The following is a 22345-nucleotide window of genomic DNA, read 5'->3' as shown; positions in this document are numbered from 1 at the left end:
TAGGCTGTTACATAAGTATTTTCACCTAGAAAAGGGGGCTATGCCCGTGTTTATACATGTTATACTCCCACTGTGCGGCGGGCTGTTTATTTTTTTGGGCGGGATGAAGCTGATGGAAGCAGCCCTCCGGCATTTGGCCGGTCCCTTCCTCACCCGCTGGCTGAACCGCGCCACAGTTTCACCTTGGCGGGGCATGCTGTTCAGCTCAGGCATTACGGCCCTGCTGCAAAGCAGCACCGCCGTAACGGTGCTGACGATCGGACTGGTCAACGCCGGGCTGTTGACCTACGGCCGCACGCTCGGCATCATTCTCGGCACCAATATCGGCACCTGCCTGACCACTGAGCTGATGGGGCTCCAGCTTGGCATGCTGGCTGTTCCGCTGCTGTGCGGCTCACTGCTATGCTGGAGCACTGCCGTCCTGTGGGGTGAAGCTGTCCCCAGTCGCCAGTATGCGTCCGCTGGAGCTTCACCCGGCTCCAATGGGCTTAGCCGTCCGCAGGCTGTACAATATATCAGCCTCGTCTTTGCTGGATTTTCGCTGATTCTGGCAGGTATCCGCGTAATGCAAACAGTCGGCCCCTGGATTGAGCAGGCCGGACTATTCCGCTGGTTTCTTGATCACGCTGCGGCCAACATGTGGTGGGCCTTCGCTGCTGGAGCCTGTCTGACCGCGCTGGTTCACAGTAGCGCAGCCGTCATTGGCATGGCGATTAGCCTTGCCGCTGCGGGAGCCTTGCCAGCCGATGTGGGGATCGCCATCGTCATCGGCTCCAATGTAGGCACCTGCGTAACCGCCCTGATTGCCGCTGTTGGCGGCAGCGTGTCCGGCAAATTTGTGGCCTGGTCCCACGTGCTGCTGAACGTAGGCGGAGCCTTGCTCTTTATGCCGTTGATCCCTGGTCTGGAGATGGCCGCTGCCTGGATATCTACCGAGCCCGGAGCCAAGGTAGCCCATGCCCAAACTCTGTTTAACGTTATTAGCTCTCTGCTGGTTTTGCCTCTCTGCTATCTACCTGTGTGGACGCGTTTAGAGGATCGTATATCTCCCGACAGAATCAAACGTTAATTCCTAGCATGGACAGCGCCTTGCTTAAAATGACATCATTATTGTCATATCCACCCTGGCGCTGGAGACGCCATGCTTCCTCAGGCGTATGCCACGCAACTCCTTTAATTTCTTCGATCTGTGCCTGTAAAACCCCATCCAGTGCCTCTACGAGATAATAGTGTACTTCTTTATCTACTTCCCCAAATTCTGGATGCTGATACGTATAAGCAATCATATCTACATGCTGGATAATCCGCCCGTTCAACCCTGTTTCCTCGCGAATTTCACGTAAAGCCGTCTGTTCGATTGTTTCTCCCAACTCCATTTTCCCTTTAGCCAAGGATACCTTACCATATCGGTCAGTAATGAGCTGAATTTCAAGCTGCTCCCCCTGTTTGCGAAACACAACGCCGCCTGCGGAAATTTCCTTTTTTGCTGCCATCCTGTAATCTCCCTTCCTTGCGCAACAAGGATTCCGTCCTCTCTGTAAGGAAAGGCGAAATCCTTGTTTGCCATCTCTATTGCCTATTCAGGCTTTTTTTGTTCTTACAGAGCTGTTTGCAGCCCATTCTCTAGTACGCGGACCAATTGGCCCTCACTTTCATTAATACCTGCCTTCGTCAGCTTCACGCGGCATACCTTGCCAACCAGATCCTCAGTACCTTCAAACGCCAGTTGAATATAATTGTCACTATATCCATGGAGTATGCCGCTATCTTCGGTCCCTTTCGGCGCAACTTCCGGAATGACCTCCAGCACCTGACCTACAAACTTCTCAGCATACGCCAGTTGCATTTGCTCTGACAGTTGTATCAGCTCATGCACTCGTGCATTTTTCACGTCTTCGTCCACCTGATCCTCCATACGCGCCGCAGGAGTTCCACTGCGCTTGGAGTATGGGAACACGTGCATTTCCGAAAAACCGATTTTTTTCATCAGCTCATAGCCATTGCGGAACATTTCATCCGTCTCCCCAGGGAAGCCGACAATCACATCCGTTGTAATCGCTACATCCGGCATTGCTTTGCGAATCATAAGCATTTTGTTATAAAACTCTTCTGTGGTGTACTTGCGACGCATCCGTTTCAACACGGTGTCGTCCCCCGCCTGAAGCGGTATGTGAAAATGACGAACCAGCTTGGTGGAACGGTTCAGTACATCAAGCATTTTTTCATCAATCTGGCTGGCTTCAATCGAACTGATACGGATACGCTCCAGCCCTTCCACCTTCTCCAGATCCCACAACAGATCAGATAGGTCATAATTATCCATGTCGTCACCATAACCGCCAGTGTGGATACCTGTGAGTACAATTTCCTTGTAGCCTGCGTGTACCAGTTGACGCGCCTGTGCAATAATACTCGCAGCATCACGACTACGGGATAGACCCCGCGACCACGGAATGATGCAGAAGGTACAGAAGTTATTGCACCCATCCTGAATTTTCAAAAAGGCCCGAGTATGATTAGCAAAATCAGGCACATCCATTTCCTCAAATACACGCGTTTTCATAATATTGCGCACGGCGTTCACCGGTTGACGCGTTTCTTGAATTTCCTGTACGAACGGAATGATTTTGTCTCGATCCTGAGTCCCGATAACGAGATCAACGCCAGGAATATCCATAATTTCGGCAGGAGAAGTTTGGGCGTAGCAGCCCGTCACTGCCACAATGGCATCTGGATTCCGGCGAATCGCGCGGCGAATAATCTGACGACTCTTTTTATCACCGGTATTCGTAACGGTACATGTATTGATAAGATAGACATCAGCAGTCTGCTCATCAAAGTCCACCTGTTCATAACCTTCATTTTTAAACAGCTGCCAGATCGCTTCTGTATCATAAAAGTTTACCTTACAGCCCAATGTGTAAAATGCCACTGACGGCATATTAAACCCCTCCCATTTCTCCTGTCTCATATAAAATGCATGCCAATGCAGCCATTCCTGCGGTCTCCGCACGCAAAATACGTCTTCCCAGTCCTGTAGACTGTGCCCCGGCCTGCTCGGCCTCCAGGCTTTCCGCTTCAGTAAAGCCGCCTTCCGGGCCTACCACCAGCAGAACACGCGGCATGTCCGTCGACGCCCATTGTCCTGCCAAAGGCTGGATTACATCCCGTAGCTGTTTACCCTGCTCTTTTTCATAACAATAACATATCAAATCATACCCAGCAAAAGAAGCCAGAAGTTCTTTCCACGTCATGGGCGCGCTAATTTCTGGAATCCGGTTACGGTGGCTTTGTTCAGCCGCTTCCTTCACAATCTTGCGCCAACGCTCCAGTCGCTTGCCTTCTTTTTTGGCATCATACTGCACGACCGTACGCTCGGACAAAAACGGTACAAACCCGGTTGCTCCGATTTCTGTACATTTTTGCATCACCGTCTCCATCTTGTCTCCTTTAGGAAGACTCTGAGCGATAGTGACCTGCACATGCGGTTCAGAGGTCATCTTCAGCGGCTCAATAATCGTCGCCGTAACATGATCCTGCTCAATCGTATCCAATGCAGCCAGCGCTTCCCTAGATATCCCGTCACTAACTATAATTTTGTCACCACTACGGCCCCGCATGACTTTAGCGATATGCCGCGCGTCCTCACCCGCGACAATCACGTGATCTTCTAGAAATTGCTCTGCCGGAATAAAATAACGCTGCATTCTCTCTCACACCTATTCCTGGATTTTGCAAAATCCTCATTCTAAAAATAACTGTTATCCACTAACGTTCCGTACAAAATCCGAATAAATCACCAAGCAACATCATATCATCTTTTGCGCCTGTATGACCAGTCTGTTCCCTCTTCTATTCAGGTTATACCTACCTATTCTCGTAAAAAAAGGAGCCCTTAGGCTCCAAACAATCCAGTGATATAAAAAGAGAACTGCAAAAACTGTATATAAATCATCTGGGCCAGCGTGTAAAGAGGTTCAATTGTTACAGCTCGAACCTGCGGAATGACCAGGATAAGCAGAAAAATAAAGATCGACCACTGTTCAAATTGCTGAAGCTTACGGCGTACAGGAGTGGGGGCCACATCTTCCACAATCCGGTATCCATCCAGTGGAGGCAGTGGGATCAAATTAAAGATAAACAAAAATAGATTTAAATTGATCAGAGCATTGATAAACAAATAGATTGCTTGAGCTACCCGTTGGTTCTCCATCCCCGGCAATACTTGAAAATGAAGGAGCACGGCATAGATCAAAGTAGTAACAAATGCAAGCAGCAGATTGCTCAGCGGACCCGCAGCCGATACGATAATGCCCATGAGGCGCGGACGGCTAAAATTGTCACGATTAACCGGAACTGGCTTGGCCCAGCCAAAGCCTCCGATCAACAGCAGCAGCGTACCCAGCAGGTCAATATGCACTGCCGGATTTAAAGTCACGCGCCCAAGTAGCTTGGCCGTAGGGTCACCAAATTTATTGGCATAATACGCATGTGCAAACTCATGAACCGTGAACGATATGATCACAGCCAGTAAATAAAAGGGAAGAACATTTAAATTTACACGAAAAATATTTTGTAGAAAATCCATACTTACCTCTTTCTCGCCACAAACGCCAGCCAATCTTCATCCCGGCTTATTTCGGCAATCTCAAAGCCAGCTGCTTTCAAAGCAGTTTCGACAACCTCTTCTTTGTTCTTCCAAATCCCTGAAGCAATATAAATACCACCTGGTTCCAGGGCTTTATATACATCATCAATGAACAGCAGAATAATCTCTGCCAATATATTAGCTACCACTAGCTTGACCGGTAACTGGATACCCAGCGTTGGATCGCTTGCATTAAGCACGGATAGCAAATCACTTTCTTTAATGGTGATGCGTTCCTCCAGTCCGTTCAAACGCGTATTTTCCCGCGCACTGGATACTGCCACCGGGTCCAAATCCAAGGCAAGTACATGCTTCGCTCCCAGCTTTACAGCTCCAATGGCCAAAATACCGGAACCCGTGCCGACATCAATAACTTCTTCTCCACCCTTAATCACAGACTCCAGCGTTCTCAGACAAAGGGATGTCGTAGGATGCGTTCCGGTCCCAAAGGCCATACCAGGGTCCAGCTCAATGATTTTTTCCTCTTCACTCGCAGGCTCATAGTCTTCCCAAGTGGGTTTAATCGTCAGACGGTCCGACACACGCAAAGGCTTGAAATATTGCTTCCAAGCATTTGCCCAGTCATCCTCATCAACTGTTTTCAGCTCATACTGAACCTCACCAGGATCAATATCGAAAATTCTCAATTCTTCGACGCGCGGCTCAATCTGCGAACGAATACTTTCCATGTCCACTTCTTCGGCAAAATAGCCTTTGATGATCGCTTGTCCTTCAGGTATGTCGTTCAAAGGCCGATCATACCACTGTCCATAGGACGTATCCCGCGGCTTGTTGAGCGAACCGGATTCTTCAATGGAAACCCCTCCTGCACCTGCTTCGTGCAGAAAATTCGAAATCATTTCGATGGCTTCTTCGGTTGTATGTATTGTAATTTCATTCCACAACATGGTTTTCATTTCCTCCTCATTTCACATGCATACATTACATTGTACTATATACATGCACAGGAGTTCAAAAAAGCTAATATTATCGAAGTTCAAAATATTTTTTGTAGAGCTTGTATATATTGTCCACTCTTTTAGTCCAAGCACCCTTAACTCTAGTACATACAATACAATATACTAGAAAAGGAGTGATTTAGTATGGCAAAGACGGTGTTAGATTATAATGCCAGTGTTATTACACCTATCACTAATGGTATAAATCTTCCTGTTCCGATTTCTCCAGCCGGACTTGGAATTGCTACGACGTCTGTATTTATTGATCCTGCTATTTCTGGAGCTGTCAACAACCGAGTAGAGTTAAAAGCCTCGATTGGACTACGTTTTGTCGGTACCGGCAACATTAGAGTGCTTGTACGGATTTGGAGAGCCGGCAAGGAAATTTATTACGGACTGGAATCCAATGTCTTCGATAACAATATTATTCTTAATGTCGAAACGGTAGACGTTGCGCCTCTGGGCGTACAAAACTACCAACTGATTATTGAAAATCAAACGCCTGCGACTACTGCTTTCGTCGCCGGTCCTCTTGTTTTTAGTGCAACAGCATACAGCGGATAATGAATAGAAAAAGGAAAGAACACAAATAAGACGGGCTATCCCACAAATCATCCTTATTAATGGAGATAACCCGTCTTATTAAATTCTACTCATTGTCGATTATGATACGCTGCTGACGACGGTCAGCTACTTCGCTACGCCGGATCGCTTCTAGATCCTCAGCATCTGCCTGATCTGCCGAGAACTCTACATCTTCATTTTTAGCAGATTGCATGCGTTTGATTTTCTCCGTTTTGGTCAGCACTTTATCAAACCGTTTGTTTTTGGACATCGGTCACTACTCCTTCCAAACTTTTCACAGCATTCCACCCGCTTGTTCCACGATGGACATCGCCTGATGATGAATGGATTCATCCACCACAGCAGTCAACAAAATATCACGGCCCGTCGGTCCGCCCTGTCCTCCATCACTCATGCCACTGGCGGACGGATCAGCTGCAGCCAGTATTGCTGGAGTTGCATCTGTAAAGTCCACGCCCTGTGTCAGTGAGGACAAGCTGCTAATCTGTCCTGAAAATACAGGCAATCCGGCGTTGCCAGTAGACTGCCGCGGATACCGGCTAAATCGGTCTATCGACACATCGGCTACCCGGAGAGCTTCCAGTTTTCTAGCGGCTCCCTGTGCTTCCTCAGGACTTTTGAAATACGCCAAAATATTTTTTTCGCCCATCTCAAAATCTCCCTGTGTAGTATTGAGCGCAACTGCTCTTCAAGAGCATAGAGCGTTACGCTTTGTTATATCCTGCTCATTGGCACGATTTTATATTCCCTACGAAGGCTAGACGGATCAGGCGGTATCGAGAACAGCAGGCCAAGACTGTGAACCATAGTTTGTGAAGAATATAACTTTTACGGGTGTAAAGTAGCAGCCGGAGCTTCACCTGACTTGGCCACTCCTGTCTCCCATGCAGCACGAATGACAGCATCCCGTACCTTTTGAACCACCTTCGGATTAAAAACATTCGGTATGATATAAGTTTCACTTAGCTCCTCAGGACAGATCGCATCAGCGATGGCAAGTCCGGCAGCCAGTTTCATTTCCTCATTAATCGTCGTAGCATGGCAATCTAGAGCACCCCGGAAAATTCCCGGGAAGCACAGCACATTGTTAATCTGATTTGGAAAATCGGAGCGGCCAGTAGCAAGCACACGTACATGAGGTGCGGCTACAACCGGATCAATTTCCGGCTTCGGATTCGCCATGGCGAACACGATAGGATCAGTTGCCATGCTCTGTATATCCTCCACAGTCAGTATATTCGGGCCTGACACACCGATGAATACATCAGCTCCCACAATCACATCGGATAAACTTCCACTTAAATTGTGCGGATTAGTCATGTTCGCATACTCTGTCCAATGCGGGTTACTGTACTCCACGTCACGATGAATAGCTCCCTGTCGATCAACGCCAATCAGATTGCGTACACCTGCCTTAAGCAGCATACGGGAGCAGGCCATACCCGCCGCACCGATCCCTGCAAATACAACTTTGACATCCTCCATTTTTTTGCCACATACCTTTAATGCATTGACCAGACCCGCTAATACAACGACTGCCGTACCATGCTGATCATCATGAAATACTGGAATGTCCAGTTCCTGCTTCAACCGTCTCTCGATTTCAAAACAGCGTGGCGAAGATATATCTTCCAAATTAATGCCGCCAAAGGCAGGAGCAATCATTTTGACAATTTGAACAATTTCATCAGCGTCCTTCGTGTTGAGACAGATCGGGAAGGCGTCAACACCTGCAAATTGTTTGAACAACACTGCTTTACCCTCCATCACAGGCATAGCGGCCTCCGGTCCGATATCTCCTAATCCAAGTACCGCAGTTCCGTCTGATACGACTGCTACTGTATTCTTTTTGATTGTTAATTGATACGCTTTGGCTGGGTCATTGGCGATTTCCATACAGATTTCAGCTACACCCGGCGTATAAACTTTGGACAGCCCCTCCATCGTTTCAATTGGCTTCTTTGGTAAGGTCTCCATTTTGCCACCTGCGTGTAATTCTCTAATTTCATCTATTAAACTGCTCATATTTTTCTCCGTCCTTCCATGTCTCTATTTGGAATGAATCTCAGTCCTGTGTATAAAACTCATCAGCTCCATAATTGGAGTAACAAAGTTGCTAAAATGACCGTGCCTGCCCCTCCAATACGTGTTGCAATTTGCGCAAAAGGCATCAGTTCCATCCGATTGGACGCAGACAGAATGGCTACATCTCCCGTGCCCCCTAATCCACCGCGACAGCTAGTCACTAAAGCAGCTTCTACGGGATACATGTGAATCCATTTTCCTGTGAAGTATCCGGTAACAATCAATGCAACTACAACAGATGCGCAGGTGATGGCATAAGGAACCGTTAAAATCCCAACTACACTATCCAAAGGTACATACAAAATACCCAATCCCACCATCAAGGGCCACGTCAGACTTGCCGTTATACATTTGTACAAGTGAAAAGCTCCCTGCTCCAATGTGTTCGGCATGATCTGAATACACTTAATTAATGCCGCCGCCAGAATCATGAGGATCGGGCCTGGAATATGGAGATACGGCTCCAGCAACTTACCCACAATAAAGAAAGTGCAAGCTAACAGCAGACCTCCTCCCATCAATGGAAAAGAAATCGATTGCTCCAAACTTGCCGGAGCTAACTTATCTGCATCTTTCTCCAGTTTTAATAACCTCCCGTTACCTGAAGTTTTCGGATTTTTCTCTGCTAATCTCTTCAGAACACCCGCACCTATGATTGCAACAATGTTCCCGATAATTGCAGCCGGGATAAACTGGGATACGAATACTGCGGAATCCTTGCCCAGCACCAATCCATACGAAATGGACAACGGTAAAATGCCTTCCCCAATCCCACCGGAGATAATCGGAATGATGATGAAAAAAAATGTATGATAGGCGCTATAGCCAAAAGCCATCCCCACCACCATCCCCACGGCAACAGCTGCAATAGATCCTATAATAATGGGGGCAAAAATTTTGACAATTCCGTTCATCAGCATTTTCCGATCCATGCCAAGAATACTTCCCGTTACTAGACATGCGATGTAGAAGTAAAGAAAATTCGAGGTTTTCATAAGCGTGTGTACAGCACCCATCGCAGATGGACTGAACATATTCCAAAATACCATTAACGATGGAACCATAAGAGATAAAATGGCCGGCCCGCCAATATGCTTAAGCAACGGAAGTTTGGCCCCTAGATCACTGAGAAGTATACCTAAAATCATGATGACGGCAAACCCGCCCAACAGATCGTTCGGAAGTCTTTCAGTAATTGCAGCTGCATAAACAATTAGCGCGATCACGGCATAGAGTGGAAGAGGAATAACCCCCACCTTTACCCTACCCAGCATTCTGATGCCATCTACAAAATTTTTACTCCATCTTTGCCCCTTTTGAATGACAGGCTGATTCGTAGCATTTTCCATAAATCTCCCTCCATAAAGTGAAGAATGATGATCATGTTTCCATTCTACACCTTGGAAAACGCTTTATTTGGTTTTAAAACTAATCATTCACTTTTGTAATTAAAGTAATCAGAAAGAAGATTTAAATAAAACTATTCATGATGCCTTCTGCCTGTGGCAATATTCGGTATTGGTAAACAGGACGCCCTATGGTACCGTATATGGTTTCCATGGAAAGAGCCTCAATCTCTGTCATAAAAGCCAGGTACTTGCGCATAGACACCCTGGATATCCCTGCGCTCTCCGCAATATCCTCGGTGGAAAATAGCACCTTATTATGCCGCTGGATACAATTCCATATCATAGCCAGCGTGGATTTAGTTATGCCTTTGGGCAAACGTGCCAATTCTTTAGTCAAGCTTTTATGATAAATCAGTCGGTCCAGTTCTTCCTGCGAAAGTAGGCTGCGCTCACGCACGATGCTAATGTGCTCTCGGTACCCCGTGAGGGCCTCCAAAAAACGGTTAAAGTGGAACGGCTTAATCAAGTAATCCACCGCACCGAAGTTCATCGCTTTTTTGACACTGTTCATGTCACTTGCAGCCGAGATGACAATGACATCTATATTTACACCTGTCTCCCGTATGAATGACAGTAAATCGAGGCCATTGCTTTCCTGCATATACACATCTAGCAATATCAAATCAATGGCTTGTTCAGCTATATATTTCTTAGCCTCTTCCACAGAAGAAGCCCAACCCCCACATCGAAAACCTTCTACCTGCTCCATATATTTGCGGTTAAATTCCGCAACCATCGGATCATCTTCTACAATCAGGACATTAATCATGTTCATCATTCCCCGCTATAATGTATGGAATCGTAATCTGAAAACAGCACCCTTGCTCGGCTGGGATCAACTTTATACTTCCCTGTAATCTTTTCACGCTTTGCGTCACCAGATAAAGACCCATCCCTCGTGACTCTCCCTTGGTCGAAAAACCTTTTTCAAATATAGCCTTCACAAGCCCTTCCGGTATACCCGGACCATTATCGCACATGATACAGGTCAGATAGCCGTTCTTCTGGCTTTCCTCAAAATAAAGTGAAAGGGTAATCCGTTTGTGCTCCAAAGATTCCATCGCCTCCACCGCATTATCAAACAGATTGCCAAGAATAGTAATCAGTTCATGCGTCGTCTGAGTTTGACTGGATTCGGGCAAGTAACTACCTGGAGTCAGTTCAAAATTCACCCCTACTTCTCTGGCCCGGCTTAATTTCCCCAACACAAACCCTGCCATAACTGGGTCCCTGATCTGCCGAGTGATGGAGCCAATCTCCACTTGATGATGCTCGACGGCATCCATAATGTAATGCTCCAGTTTATCGTACATTCGCAAGTGTACCATCCCCATAATGACATGCAGCTTGTTCATAAATTCATGAGCCTGCGCACGTAGTGCTTCCGTGTACAGGGACACTCCTGTCAAACGTTCCGCAAGCTGGTTCATCTCCGTTTTATCCCGAAAGGTTACAATTGCTCCCACAATTTCCCCTTTGACCCGTATCGGAACACTGGTGGTCAGCAAGGTTATTCCACCCAGCTCCATTTCCTCATCCATCTGTGGAGTACTCGCTTCCAAGACCTCTTGCAATCGAAAAGCGGATAGATAAACGGTAATCTCCTGTCCGGAGAATGAGAAATCTTCAATCCCCGCTTGCCTAAGCAGACGTATCGCTTCTGCATTCATCAGCATGACGCGACCGAATTCATCTACTGCAATAACCCCTTCCTTGATGGATTGCAACATAGCGCTGCGTTCCTCCAGCAAGCGTGCGATTTCCGGCGGCTCCAGTCCGACTAGCATATTTTTGATTTTACGAGCCAGCACAACCGCACCTCCAGTGCCAATCAACATTCCAGTGCCAATGGCGATAGCAATAAGACGGTTGTTGCCTTCCTGAGCCATCTGTACATCTTGCATGGATATACCAACAACAATCGCCCCTACCTGTTTCCCCGTTAAACTGAACACGGGGGAAAAGGCTCGCATGGACAAGCCCAATGTTCCCTTCGCAACGGACACGCTCTCATGGCCATGAAGTGCAGTATACTCGTCTCCGCCGACAAAGGCTTTGCCGATCATCCTAGCATCCGGGTGCGTTTTACGAATTCCCTTCATATCCATAGCCACGATAAACTGGATGTGATTTGCTGCTGAAACCCTCTTCACATACTCCTGCATAGAAGGAGACGAACCCGTCCCTTGCAATTGCTCGACAATAAGCGGCGTATGGGCGAGTGTACGCGCGATGGACATTGCCTTTTCTTCCAGTCCCTTCTCAGTTTCATGTTCCACTCTCTCAGCAAATAACAGGGTTACAGGCAGAAGCACAAGTGCCATAACTAGACATACTAGCAGTGTAATTAGGCCTCTGAGCTTTAATAGCGGTTTACCCCGACGTAGCTTGAGCTGTACATTTCCGATGGAACTCACCCCTTTCTACTTGATATTAAGTCTCAACAGTTCAACATGCCTATACAAAAATGGTTATGTATGTGTTTACGTGAATATAAAAAAAGGAACTATCCCGCAATTGCGGAATAGTTTCCTTTGATTCATGGTTGAAGCTCCGCGATTCCTAATTGGGCTTAGTCGCCTCGGAAGGCGCGCTTCACACGGTCAAAAAAAGACTGCTCATTCTCATGTGTCTGCTCTCCGCTAAGCGAAGAGAATTGACGCAGCAAATCCTTTTGTTCTTCACTCAGCTTACTAGGCGTTACCACAACGACCTTAATATGCTGGTCACCCTGACCTACGCCACGCAGTTTTGGCACACCTTTTCCTTTAAGACGGAAGTAAGTACCTGTTTGCGTACCTGCTGGAACTTTCAGCTTCACTTTCTCGGTCAACGTTGGGATCTCGACTTCATCTCCCAATGCTGCCTGTGAGAACGTCAGCGGAATTTCACAGTAGATATCGTCTCCCTCACGCTCAAAGAAGTCGTGCGATTTCACACGGAACACGACGTACAAGTCACCTGCCGGTCCTCCGTTGACACCGCCTTCGCCTTCACCGTTAATACGCATTTGTGCGCCGTCATCTACACCCGCTGGAATGCGGATATGAATTTTACGTTGCTTGCGTACCCGACCCGAACCGCTACAAGTCGTACATTTTTCTTTAATGATTTTACCGGAACCGCCGCAATTGGAGCATGCGCGTCGATTAACCATGCGACCAAACGGTGTATTCTGCACCACTTCTTCCTGTCCGCTGCCGTGGCAGACGGAGCAGGTCTGTGGTTGAGTACCCGCTTTGGCTCCCGTACCGTGACACGTATCACATGTTTCCGTACGTTCAATATGAATGTCGGTTTCTTTACCGAACACCGCTTCCTTGAATTCAATCGTCATCGTATATTGAAGATCGTTCCCACGCTGCGGTGCATTCGGATCACGTCGACCGTTGCCGCCGCCACCAAAGAACATATCAAAAATATCGCCAAACCCGCCACCGAAGTCGGCGCCACCACCGAAGCCGCCTCCCATGCCCTGGTTCGGGTCTACATGACCATACTGATCGTATCTTGCCCGCTTCTGACCATCGCTGAGAACATCGTAAGCTTCTTTCACTTCTTTAAATTTAGTTTCCGCGTCCGCAGCCTTGTTCACGTCCGGATGATACTGACGCGCAAGCTTACGGTAAGCCTTTTTGACTTCTTCATCCGAAGCGCCCTTCGCGACGCCCAGCACCTCATAATAATCACGCTTATCAGCCAATGTTCCACCCCCATGCCTACAACGTGTCTGCACTACATATAAAAGGAAAGCCAAAGGCACGGGATGACCCGGCTTTGACCTTCCCATCATTTCAAGGCAGTACAACCCGTAATATGCTTATTTATCTTGGAAATAACTGTTACCCTTCGGCTAATTGTTATTTATCAAGGCAGCTACGCTGCAATTACTATTCAGTATATCATAACGCATCGGTGTACCGTAAAGCTACCACTACCCGATCCGTAGCTTAGTCTTTCTTCTGGTCTTCGTCAACAACTTCATAGTCCGCGTCAACCACATTGTCGCGGCCTTTGCTGTCTGCTGCGCCATCTTGAGCTTGTTGAGCCTGTGCTTCTTGAGCAGCTTGCTCATATAGCTTCACAGACAATTGCTGAACGATTTCAGTCAGTTCTTCAGTAGCTTTTTTGATGTCTTCCAGGTTGTCGGTTTCCAGCATTTTTTGCAGATTTTCTTTAGCTGCATTTGCTTTTTCGACTTCGCCTGCATCCGCTTTTTCGCCCAGATCTTTAATCGTTTTGTCTACAGAGTAGATCAGTTGATCCGCAGCATTTTTCGCTTCTACCAAATCTTTGCGTTTTTTATCTTCTTCCGCATGCAACTCGGCATCCTTCATCATACGTTCTACTTCCTCGTCGCTCAAGCCGCTGGAAGATGTGATCGTAATTTTTTGGCTTTTGCCTGTGCCTTTATCTGTAGCGGATACGTTCACGATACCGTTCGCATCCAGATCAAAGGTAACTTCGATTTGTGGTACACCACGTGGTGCTGGAGGGATATCTCCCAATTGGAAACGACCCAGTGTTTTGTTGCCTGCTGCCATTTCACGTTCACCTTGCAACACGTGAATTTCTACGCTAGGCTGATTGTCGGCATATGTCGAGAATACCTGCGATTTGCTCGTAGGGATCGTCGTGTTACGATCAATCATTTTAGTAAACACGCCACCTGCGGTTTCAATACCGAGGGACAGTGGAGTTACGTCAAGGAGAACGACGTCTTTCACATCACCAGTCAGTACACCCGCTTGAACTGCCGCGCCCAAAGCTACCACTTCATCAGGGTTTACGCCTTTGTGTGGCTCTTTACCTGTCAGCTTTTTGATTGCTTCTTGTACAGCCGGAATACGTGTGGAACCGCCGACCAGAACGATTTTATCGATGTCGCTGGCACTCATGCCTGCGTCTTTCATTGCTTGACGAGTAGGTCCTAATGTACGTTCTACCAGACCTTCAGACAATTCTTCAAATTTCGCACGAGTCAGGTTCAACTCCAAATGCTGTGGAACGCCATCAGCTACTGTGATAAACGGCAAAGAAATCGTCGTTGTCAGTACGCCGGACAGTTCTTTTTTCGCTTTTTCCGCTGCATCTTTCAGACGTTGTACAGCAGCTTTATCTTTGCTCAGGTCGATGCCTTGATCTTTTTTGAACTCATTTACGAGGTAATCAATAATCACTTGGTCAAAGTCATCGCCACCCAGCTTGTTATCGCCGCTTGTTGCTTTAACTTCGAAGAAACCGTCGCCCAGTTCCAGAATGGATACGTCAAATGTACCGCCACCCAAGTCATACACGAGGATCGTTTGGTCTTCGGATTTTTCCATACCGTATGCCAATGCAGCTGCTGTTGGCTCGTTGACAATCCGCAGAACTTCCAGACCAGCAATTTTACCTGCATCCTTGGTTGCTTGACGTTGACCGTCATTGAAGTAAGCTGGAACAGTAATAACAGCTTGAGTAACCGTTTGTCCCAGGTAAGCTTCAGCATCGGATTTCAGCTTTTGCAAAATCATAGCGGAAATTTCCTGTGCGGAATATTCCTTGCCGTCAATGCTTTCTTTATGGTTTGTACCCATGTGACGCTTGATGGACATAATTGTACGATCCGGGTTCGTAATTGCTTGGCGTTTTGCCGTTTCCCCTACAGTACGTTCTCCATCTTTTTTGAAACCAACAACGGAAGGGGTTGTGCGTGCGCCTTCCGGATTTGGAATAACGACCGCTTCGCCGCCCTCCATAACAGCCACACAAGAGTTGGTTGTACCTAAGTCAATACCGATTACTTTGCTCATCGGACAATTCCTCCTTCTGTATATACGAGGCCCGCAGGCCAGAATGGTTGAATCAAAATGATGTATTTCTAATGTATATTGAAAAAGCTACATGCTCACTTTTACCATCGCTGGACGAAGCACCTTGTCCTTCAGCATGTATCCTTTTTGTACCTCTTCAACGACGATGCCTTCCTCATGCTCCTCGCTCTCCACCTGCATAATAGCCTGATGGAAATCCGGATTAAACGGTTGTCCCACCGAATTCATGGCCGTTACACCCTCTGCCTGAAGCACACTCTCAAACTGGCGGAAAATCATTTCCACGCCTTTGCTGAATGACTCAGACTCCGCTCCTTGCGGTGCTGTTGCCAGCGCACGCTCGAAGTTATCCAAAACAGGCACCAACTCGGTAACCAGCTTCATAGATGCATATTTGGCAAGGTCTTCTTTTTCTTTCAGCGTACGACGGCGAAAATTATCAAAATCCGCCTGAGCGCGTAAAAACCGCTGTTGATGCTCTTCCGCCTGTGCGCGAAGCTTAGTCAGCTCTGTTTCGCTTTCTTGGTCTTCCAGTGCTGCCGCTTCATTAACCGGCTCTTCCTGCTGGCTCGTTTCGGCGGCTTCCTCTGTGCTTACATTTTGTTGTTTTTCTTCTTGGAACGCTTGTTCTTCCTTCAAAATGTTTCACCTCCTTCAAGTCATAACTACCTTTACAAAAACACGCAACAATGCACCCGCGCAGGATACAAACCGTATCCCGGCGCGGAACATGTAGTACCGCAACCTATGCGGTCTTGTTCTATTTAAACCGTTGCGTTAGCATTGCGGTCAAATCCTTAGACAGGATACCCAAAATATTAATAACTCTCGCATATTCCATCCGTGTCGGACCCAGTATGCCTATAGTGCCCAACGCTTCTCCATCTACTGCATACGTAGCAGTAATCAGGCTGCAATTGGCAAACGCCTCATGATCATTTTCAGTGCCGATGCGGACTTGAATTTCAGGTGCCCCGGCAACAGGTGTCATTAGTTTAAGCAGCGTTGGTGTTTCCTCCAGCAGATCGAGAATATGTTTAACCTTTTCTACATCTTTAAATTCAGGTTGATTGAGCATGTTCGTCGCACCGCTCAAATACAAGCGCTGATCCGATTCATTATCCAGTGCTTTATCCAGCACCTTCATAGCGTCCTCAAAATGAGACACATGCTTCTCCATCTCCTGACCAAGTGCGGTGTAAAGGCGCGATTTAAGCTGATAAATCGGCACACCGACCAGCTTGCTGTTCAGTAAATTCACAACCTTCTCCATCTCGGAAATCGAAATTCCCGGTGGAATATCTACCGTTTTATTCTCCACCTGACCGGTATTGGTCACGATAATCGCTACAGCCGTCGTTTCGTTGAGAGGCAGCAGCTGAAAATGACGCAATGAAGTATGAAAAACCTCCGGCCCAAGCAGGATGGAAGTATAATTGGTCATATGGGACAAAATGCCTGACGCATGCTGGATCACTTGCTCCATTACATTCAGCTTTTCGGCGTAAAAGGCTTTCAGTTCCCGCATTTCCATAGGCTTCAGTGTATTCAGTGGCACCAGATGGTCCACATAATAACGATAACCTTTATGAGACGGGATGCGTCCCGCAGAAGTATGGGGTTGCTCCAGATAGCCCTGTTCCTCCAAATCCGACATTTCATTACGGATCGTGGCCGGGCTGAATCCGACATCCTGCCTTTTGGATATGCTGCGGGAACCCACTGGCTCAGCCGAACGAATGTAGTCATCAATAATCGCATTCAGAATGAGTCTCTGACGTTCGGTTAACAAGCGAATCCCCCCTTGTTGTTTATCCATAATAGCATGATTGTTAAATGGAATCATTAGCACTCGTTCGCGATGAGTGCTAACCGTTAATACAAAAATACCAAACCGACCTGATCATTGTCAAGTCAGTTCAGTATTTTCAATAAACAAGATTTATCACAACAGTTTAGTTTACTGGAATGAATCCACAACGTTTACACTTTTTCACGAAAAATCTCAATATCCAGCGTATAAAAACCGTATTTATGTATAGTGACACAGAAAATAGAAAAATTCGAGACTATGTCTCCATACCATTATAGCTTCTTTGTCCTTGAGGAGGAATTAAATTTGAGAACTAATCGCCGCAATCTTTTATACGCATCGATCGCACTTTTACCTACAATTTGTATGTTTCAGATTTTAATCAAGTTGTTTCCGTATACAGGACTAGGAAAAATAGCTGCTTTGCCATTAGTTTTCATCCTCAATGCAGCCCTTATTATTTCAGTCATCCATTTAATTCGTAAATTAAGACCCCTATGTTATGCCTTGGTCTTGATTCCTACAATACTTTTAAGCATGTGGAATACCATTTTATTTTACCCTCAAGAATTTAGTCCAAGTATTCCCAAGCAAATAAAATACAGTATATCGGCTATACAACATTACGATGATTTAACACTAGGCGATTGGGAAGGATATACATATAGTCCAAGCAGAACCGGAGAGTCTGAAAGATATGTTGTAGCCTTGTATAAATATAAACACCGGGTTCCATTAGACGGCACTGCATACTTTTATAATGATACTGATTATCATAAGGACCATCCCATAAGAAGCCTGAATGGAATACCTTCCGAACTGGAGCCTCATCATCAATTCATTTGGTGGTTGCTCAAAGCATATGAGAAATGAACCAGGATTAAACAATGTAGGCTGTATAACAAACGCACGATTATGGCCTGATGAAAAAAGAACTGACCTCATTATTGACAGGTCAGTTCAGTACTTTCAACACTGCGATTTCATCACAATTGTTTTGTTTACTACAGTGAATGCAGTCGGTCCATACCTTTTCAGGGAAAATCTCTTTACTTACTACATCAAAACCGTTTTTTATAAAAAAGGAGACCTCGTAGGTCAATGCCATAATTTTAGGAATACGTTGCCGCCGTGCTTCTATAATAAGGCCCTCCACGAGCTTGGAGCCAATACCCATACCTTTATGTCCCTCAGAGATGCCAAGGGAGCGAATCTCTACCAGATCAGCGCCCAATTTGCATAAAGAACCACAACCAACAACTTCGCCGTCCACCTCTGCAACAATAAATAGCTCCAGTTGGCGCGTAAGCACTTCCCTCGAACGTGGCAGCATAATCCCCCGCTCTGCATAGCCGCTAATCATTTGATATAAAGGCTCCACATCCTCAGGAACCGCACTTCTGCACAATACATCTTTACACACTGAAGCCATCTTGCTCTCCTCCTGCCGCTTGCCGCATATAATGAATAAATATACAACATCACGCATAGAATCGCAATACTCCATTTACCCTGCTTTGACAGAATGTTGTTATAAAATGATTGTCCCAGCTTACGAAGTTGAAACGTGCTGTATTGAAGCCTACGAATTACGACTTATGAATTTACCGTGATTGAACCGATGAACTCTGCAAATACATCATTTCCGAACAAAATGCCGCGTTCACTCAAACGATAACCGTCCTCAATTGATTCGATTAACCCCGCATTGAGCATTTTTCCGAGAGGAGCAGTAAACGTATCCTCCAATGCCTGACCGAATTGAGCTTCAAAGCGGGACTTGGATACGCCCTCTAGCATTCTCAAACCGACCATAAGAAAATCCTCCATGGCTTCCGCCGCCGGCACCTCAAAGCTATCCAGACGTGGTAAACCATTACGACTAGCCTCCACATAAGGGTTAATGCCTTTAATGTTCATATGACGCTCTCTGCCAACATATCCATGTGCCCCAGCGCCGAGACCGTAATAGTCCTCATTTCGCCAATAGGTCATGTTGTGCTTGCTCCCCAAGCCTGGTTTTGCGAAATTACTAATCTCATACTGCTCATACCCCGCTTCTTTCATGCGACGCATGAGGAGTAAATACATTTCCAGTTCGTCATCCTCATGTGGAAGTGGCAGCTGATTTTTCTGGTACAGTGTATGGAAGAGTGTGTTTTCTTCAACCTTCAAGCTGTAGATAGAGTAATGAGGAAGCTCCAGCTCTAGCGCTCTACTGACGCTTTCATGCAGCATCTCCACCGTTTGGTTCGGCAAACCGAACATCAGGTCAATCGACAGGTTGTCCAAGCCAACCTTACGAGCGTTTTCCAAACTGCGATATACGTCATCTGTACTGTGAATACGACCTATGCCTGTGAGTAGCTCATTCTGAAAAGCCTGTACACCAAAGCTGAGTCGATTGACGCCGCCTTCTTTCATTACAGTGAGTTTTTCAAAATCAGTGGTGCCTGGATTGGCTTCCATGGAAAACTCAATATCTTCCGCCCAATGTGGGAAGTAAGTTCGGACGCTCTTCAGGAAATATTCCATTTCTTTCGGGTTTAGAGTAGTTGGTGTTCCGCCCCCGACAAAAATGGTTTTAATCTCTCCTGGCGGGTGAAGCTTGACTGTATGTTCCATCTCCCGTTCCAGTGCATACAGATATTCCATAACAGGTTGATCCTTGAGCACATAAGAGTTGAAATCACAGTAAAAGCATTTATTCGTGCAAAAAGGTATATGCAGGTAAACCGCTTGAGGCGCGGATGAATGTTCATGTTTTTGTATGGATGCGGTCATACCGATCCTCCTTGTCAATTCAGTGTGTGGTGATTGAAAAAAATGGCGAAGAGGGGGGAGAACGCTCCGTGGATGGATCATTCTTCCGATCGCTGTTACCCCCGGATTTTTTCTTTGTAAATAAACTTAATAGGGTAAAATCCGGGGATAAAGGCGAACTCTAACGCTTCTTCAGAACGATTCCATCCACTCTGCTGCTGCCCACCACCATCGGTCATTTTTTGTGATGTAGGTGTTGCAGTAAGAGTAAAGCATCTTTAGAAATACGCTAAAGCTACTGTTGTTATACTATTTTTGCAACCGAGATAACAAACATTCCATCTCTGGATAGCTTGCTCAAATAAATAACGTCCATTCTCCATGCACGGCAAATGCCCCATGAAAGAATGGACGAATACTTCAAGCAGCTTTACTCATCTATTTTCAGTACCGCCATAAATGCTTCCTGTGGTACTTCTACGTTACCGACCTGCTTCATACGCTTCTTGCCCTCTTTTTGCTTTTCAAGCAGCTTCCGTTTACGGGAAATATCGCCGCCGTAGCATTTGGCCAAGACGTTTTTACGCATCGCCTTAACGGTTTCACGCGCCACGACCTTTGTTCCCACAGATGCCTGGATTGGCACCTCGAACATTTGACGCGGGATTAGCTCGCGCAGCTTCTCACAGATAATACGTCCGCGATGATAAGCCCGATCTCTATGCACGATGAACGACAGCGCATCGACCTGCTCGCCATTCAACAAGATATCCATTTTCACCAGGTTGGACTGGCGATAGCCTGAAATCTCATAATCAAAGGAAGCATAACCTTTGGTACTTGATTTAAGCTGATCGAAGAAATCATATACGATTTCAGACAGCGGAATTTGATACGTAATGGTTACCCGTGTCGTATCCAAGTATTCCATATTTACGTACTCACCACGTTTGGTTTGACAAAGCTCCATCACCGTACCTACGTAATCATTAGGGACGATAATACCTGCTCTTACATAGGGCTCTTCCACATGTTCAATCCGTCCGATTTCCGGATAATTCGATGGATTGTCGATCTGGATCGTTTCCCCATTCGTCAACTTTATGCGGTAAATAACGCTTGGTGCCGTTGTAATCAGTGGAATGTTAAATTCACGTTCAATCCGTTCCTGAATAACGTCCATATGAAGCAGACCAAGGAATCCACAACGGAAGCCAAAACCCAACGCGCTTGATGTTTCTGGCTCAAAGCTGAGCGAAGCATCGTTCAGTTGTAGCTTTTCAAGCGCCTCACGCAGATCGTTATACTCCGATGTTTCGATTGGATACAGACCGCAATATACCATCGGATTAATTTTTCGATAACCCGGCATCGGTTCTAATGTTGGATTTTTTGCATCTGTCACCGTATCCCCGACACGCGTATCACCCACATGCTTGATACCAGCAACGATAAAACCAACATCACCGATGTTCAGCTCGTCCACGATGCTCATACGTGGCATGAAAGCACCAACTTCAATAACCTCAAACGTTTTGTCAGTTGCCATCATTTTAATTTTGGAACCTGCCTTGATGCTACCATCTACGACGCGGACATACACAATAACGCCTTTATATGGATCATAATGCGAATCGAAAATAAGCGCCTTCAGCGGATTATTCGGATTCCCTTGCGGAGCAGGTACGCTTCTGACCACCTGTTCCAAAATTTCCTTGATACCGATTCCAGCTTTGGCCGATGCGTGGACAGTCTCGCTCGTATCCAAGCCGATAACATCCTCGATTTCCTGCTTCACCCGTTCAGGATCGGCACTTGGCAAATCAATTTTGTTAAGCACTGGCAGAATTTCCAGATTGTTGTCCAACGCCAAATATACGTTAGCCAATGTCTGTGCTTCAATACCCTGTGCCGCGTCTACAACTAGCAAGGCCCCTTCACAGGCCGCCAAGCTTCGGGAAACCTCATACGTAAAATCGACGTGTCCCGGTGTATCAATCAGATTCAAAATGTACTCTTCGCCGTCATCGGCCTTATAAGTGAGTCGCACTGCCTGGAGCTTGATTGTAATCCCGCGCTCCCGTTCCAGATCCATCTGATCAAGCACTTGCTCCTGCATTTCACGGGATGTGAGTGCACCGGTGTATTCCAAAATCCGGTCAGCCAGCGTGGATTTACCGTGGTCTATATGTGCAATGATACTAAAGTTCCGAATTTTACGTTGTCTTGCCAATATGTCAGTCATGCCTTACCCCCACACAATGCCT

General features: G+C 46.5%; 21 protein-coding genes. 3 read left to right on the top strand and 18 right to left on the bottom strand.

The window, feature by feature from the left end; translation table 11 throughout:
• Positions 1-46: 46 nt before the first annotated feature.
• Positions 47-1069 carry a Na/Pi symporter gene (locus tag NSQ58_RS11035; RefSeq protein ID WP_160789763.1) on the top strand — a complete coding sequence of 341 codons (1023 nt, stop codon included), beginning with the start codon at positions 47-49 and terminating at the stop codon, positions 1067-1069.
• Here the strand turns inward: NSQ58_RS11035 and NSQ58_RS11030 are convergent.
• The 5 genes from NSQ58_RS11030 to prmA all read right to left on the bottom strand — a co-directional run bounded on the left by NSQ58_RS11030 (position 1059) and on the right by prmA (position 5556).
• Positions 1059-1493, bottom strand: coding sequence for an NUDIX hydrolase (locus tag NSQ58_RS11030; RefSeq protein WP_053325794.1), 435 nt, complete (start codon positions 1491-1493; stop codon positions 1059-1061). The genes NSQ58_RS11035 and NSQ58_RS11030 overlap by 11 nt on opposite strands.
• Positions 1494-1597: 104 nt before the next feature.
• Positions 1598-2941: a tRNA (N(6)-L-threonylcarbamoyladenosine(37)-C(2))-methylthiotransferase MtaB gene (gene mtaB / locus NSQ58_RS11025; protein ID WP_053325795.1), complete on the bottom strand. Its 1344-nt coding sequence runs from the start codon at positions 2939-2941 to the stop codon at positions 1598-1600.
• A 1-nt stretch (position 2942) separates the two neighbouring features.
• On the bottom strand, positions 2943-3707 hold the full coding sequence (locus tag NSQ58_RS11020; protein WP_023989503.1) for a 16S rRNA (uracil(1498)-N(3))-methyltransferase: 765 nt from the start codon (positions 3705-3707) through the stop codon (positions 2943-2945).
• Between the two features lie 188 nt (positions 3708-3895).
• Positions 3896-4588 carry a site-2 protease family protein gene (locus tag NSQ58_RS11015; RefSeq protein WP_023989504.1) on the bottom strand — a complete coding sequence of 231 codons (693 nt, stop codon included), beginning with the start codon at positions 4586-4588 and terminating at the stop codon, positions 3896-3898.
• A gap of 2 nt (positions 4589-4590) precedes the next feature.
• On the bottom strand, positions 4591-5556 hold the full coding sequence (prmA, locus tag NSQ58_RS11010) for a 50S ribosomal protein L11 methyltransferase (protein WP_341057392.1): 966 nt from the start codon (positions 5554-5556) through the stop codon (positions 4591-4593).
• Between the two features lie 195 nt (positions 5557-5751).
• Here prmA and NSQ58_RS11005 point away from each other — a divergent pair, with 195 nt between their 5' ends.
• A complete protein-coding gene (locus NSQ58_RS11005) occupies positions 5752-6171 on the top strand; it encodes a hypothetical protein (protein ID WP_341057391.1) in 420 nt (139 codons plus the stop codon).
• Between the two features lie 85 nt (positions 6172-6256).
• On the opposite strand, the gene NSQ58_RS11000 is transcribed toward NSQ58_RS11005, so the two are convergent.
• The 10 genes from NSQ58_RS11000 to hrcA form a co-directional block, all read right to left on the bottom strand.
• A complete protein-coding gene (locus tag NSQ58_RS11000) occupies positions 6257-6442 on the bottom strand; it encodes a YfhD family protein (RefSeq protein WP_023989507.1) in 186 nt (61 codons plus the stop codon).
• A gap of 24 nt (positions 6443-6466) precedes the next feature.
• Complete coding sequence (locus NSQ58_RS10995; protein ID WP_013311164.1) at positions 6467-6841, bottom strand: hypothetical protein; 375 nt, start codon at positions 6839-6841, stop codon at positions 6467-6469.
• Positions 6842-7020: 179 nt separating this feature from the next.
• Complete coding sequence (locus tag NSQ58_RS10990; protein ID WP_071558462.1) at positions 7021-8217, bottom strand: NAD(P)-dependent malic enzyme; 1197 nt, start codon at positions 8215-8217, stop codon at positions 7021-7023.
• 62 nt (positions 8218-8279) lie between these two features.
• Entirely contained in the window at positions 8280-9626 is a 1347-nt protein-coding gene (locus NSQ58_RS10985; protein WP_023989508.1) for a 2-hydroxycarboxylate transporter family protein, read from the bottom strand.
• Positions 9627-9747: 121 nt separating this feature from the next.
• Positions 9748-10455 (bottom strand): two-component system response regulator DcuR, encoded by a 708-nt coding sequence (gene dcuR / locus NSQ58_RS10980; RefSeq protein WP_053325797.1) that lies wholly within the window; start codon positions 10453-10455, stop codon positions 9748-9750.
• Positions 10448-12103, bottom strand: coding sequence for a DcuS/MalK family sensor histidine kinase (gene dcuS, locus NSQ58_RS10975; protein ID WP_071558461.1), 1656 nt, complete (start codon positions 12101-12103; stop codon positions 10448-10450). Before dcuS ends, dcuR begins: the two co-directional genes overlap by 8 nt.
• A 155-nt stretch (positions 12104-12258) precedes the next feature.
• Positions 12259-13389, bottom strand: a complete 1131-nt coding sequence (gene dnaJ, locus NSQ58_RS10970; RefSeq protein ID WP_023989511.1) for a molecular chaperone DnaJ — start codon at positions 13387-13389, stop codon at positions 12259-12261.
• Between the two features lie 247 nt (positions 13390-13636).
• Entirely contained in the window at positions 13637-15481 is a 1845-nt protein-coding gene (dnaK, locus tag NSQ58_RS10965) for a molecular chaperone DnaK (RefSeq protein ID WP_068942392.1), read from the bottom strand.
• Between the two features lie 87 nt (positions 15482-15568).
• The gene (grpE, locus tag NSQ58_RS10960) at positions 15569-16141 is read right to left on the bottom strand and encodes a nucleotide exchange factor GrpE (protein ID WP_013311172.1); all 573 of its coding nucleotides are present in this window, start codon (positions 16139-16141) and stop codon (positions 15569-15571) included.
• Between the two features lie 121 nt (positions 16142-16262).
• Entirely contained in the window at positions 16263-17294 is a 1032-nt protein-coding gene (gene hrcA / locus NSQ58_RS10955) for a heat-inducible transcriptional repressor HrcA (protein ID WP_013372178.1), read from the bottom strand.
• A 327-nt stretch (positions 17295-17621) separates the two neighbouring features.
• Between hrcA and NSQ58_RS10950 the strand changes: the two genes are divergently transcribed.
• A complete protein-coding gene (locus tag NSQ58_RS10950) occupies positions 17622-18188 on the top strand; it encodes a hypothetical protein (protein ID WP_341057389.1) in 567 nt (188 codons plus the stop codon).
• A gap of 82 nt (positions 18189-18270) precedes the next feature.
• On the opposite strand, the gene NSQ58_RS10945 is transcribed toward NSQ58_RS10950, so the two are convergent.
• From NSQ58_RS10945 to lepA, 3 genes are all read right to left on the bottom strand, one after another.
• On the bottom strand, positions 18271-18747 hold the full coding sequence (locus NSQ58_RS10945) for an N-acetyltransferase (protein ID WP_013311174.1): 477 nt from the start codon (positions 18745-18747) through the stop codon (positions 18271-18273).
• A 164-nt stretch (positions 18748-18911) separates the two neighbouring features.
• Positions 18912-20099: a radical SAM family heme chaperone HemW gene (hemW, locus tag NSQ58_RS10940; protein WP_053325799.1), complete on the bottom strand. Its 1188-nt coding sequence runs from the start codon at positions 20097-20099 to the stop codon at positions 18912-18914.
• Between the two features lie 409 nt (positions 20100-20508).
• Entirely contained in the window at positions 20509-22323 is a 1815-nt protein-coding gene (gene lepA / locus NSQ58_RS10935) for a translation elongation factor 4 (RefSeq protein ID WP_023989515.1), read from the bottom strand.
• Positions 22324-22345: the final 22 nt, after the last annotated feature.

The sequence above is a fragment of the Paenibacillus sp. FSL M7-0134 genome, from assembly GCF_038007865.1.
Taxonomy (GTDB): Bacteria; Bacillota; Bacilli; order Paenibacillales; family Paenibacillaceae; genus Paenibacillus; species Paenibacillus polymyxa_B.
Note: the sequence above shows the minus strand (reverse complement) of the source record. Positions and strands in the feature narration are given on the sequence as shown.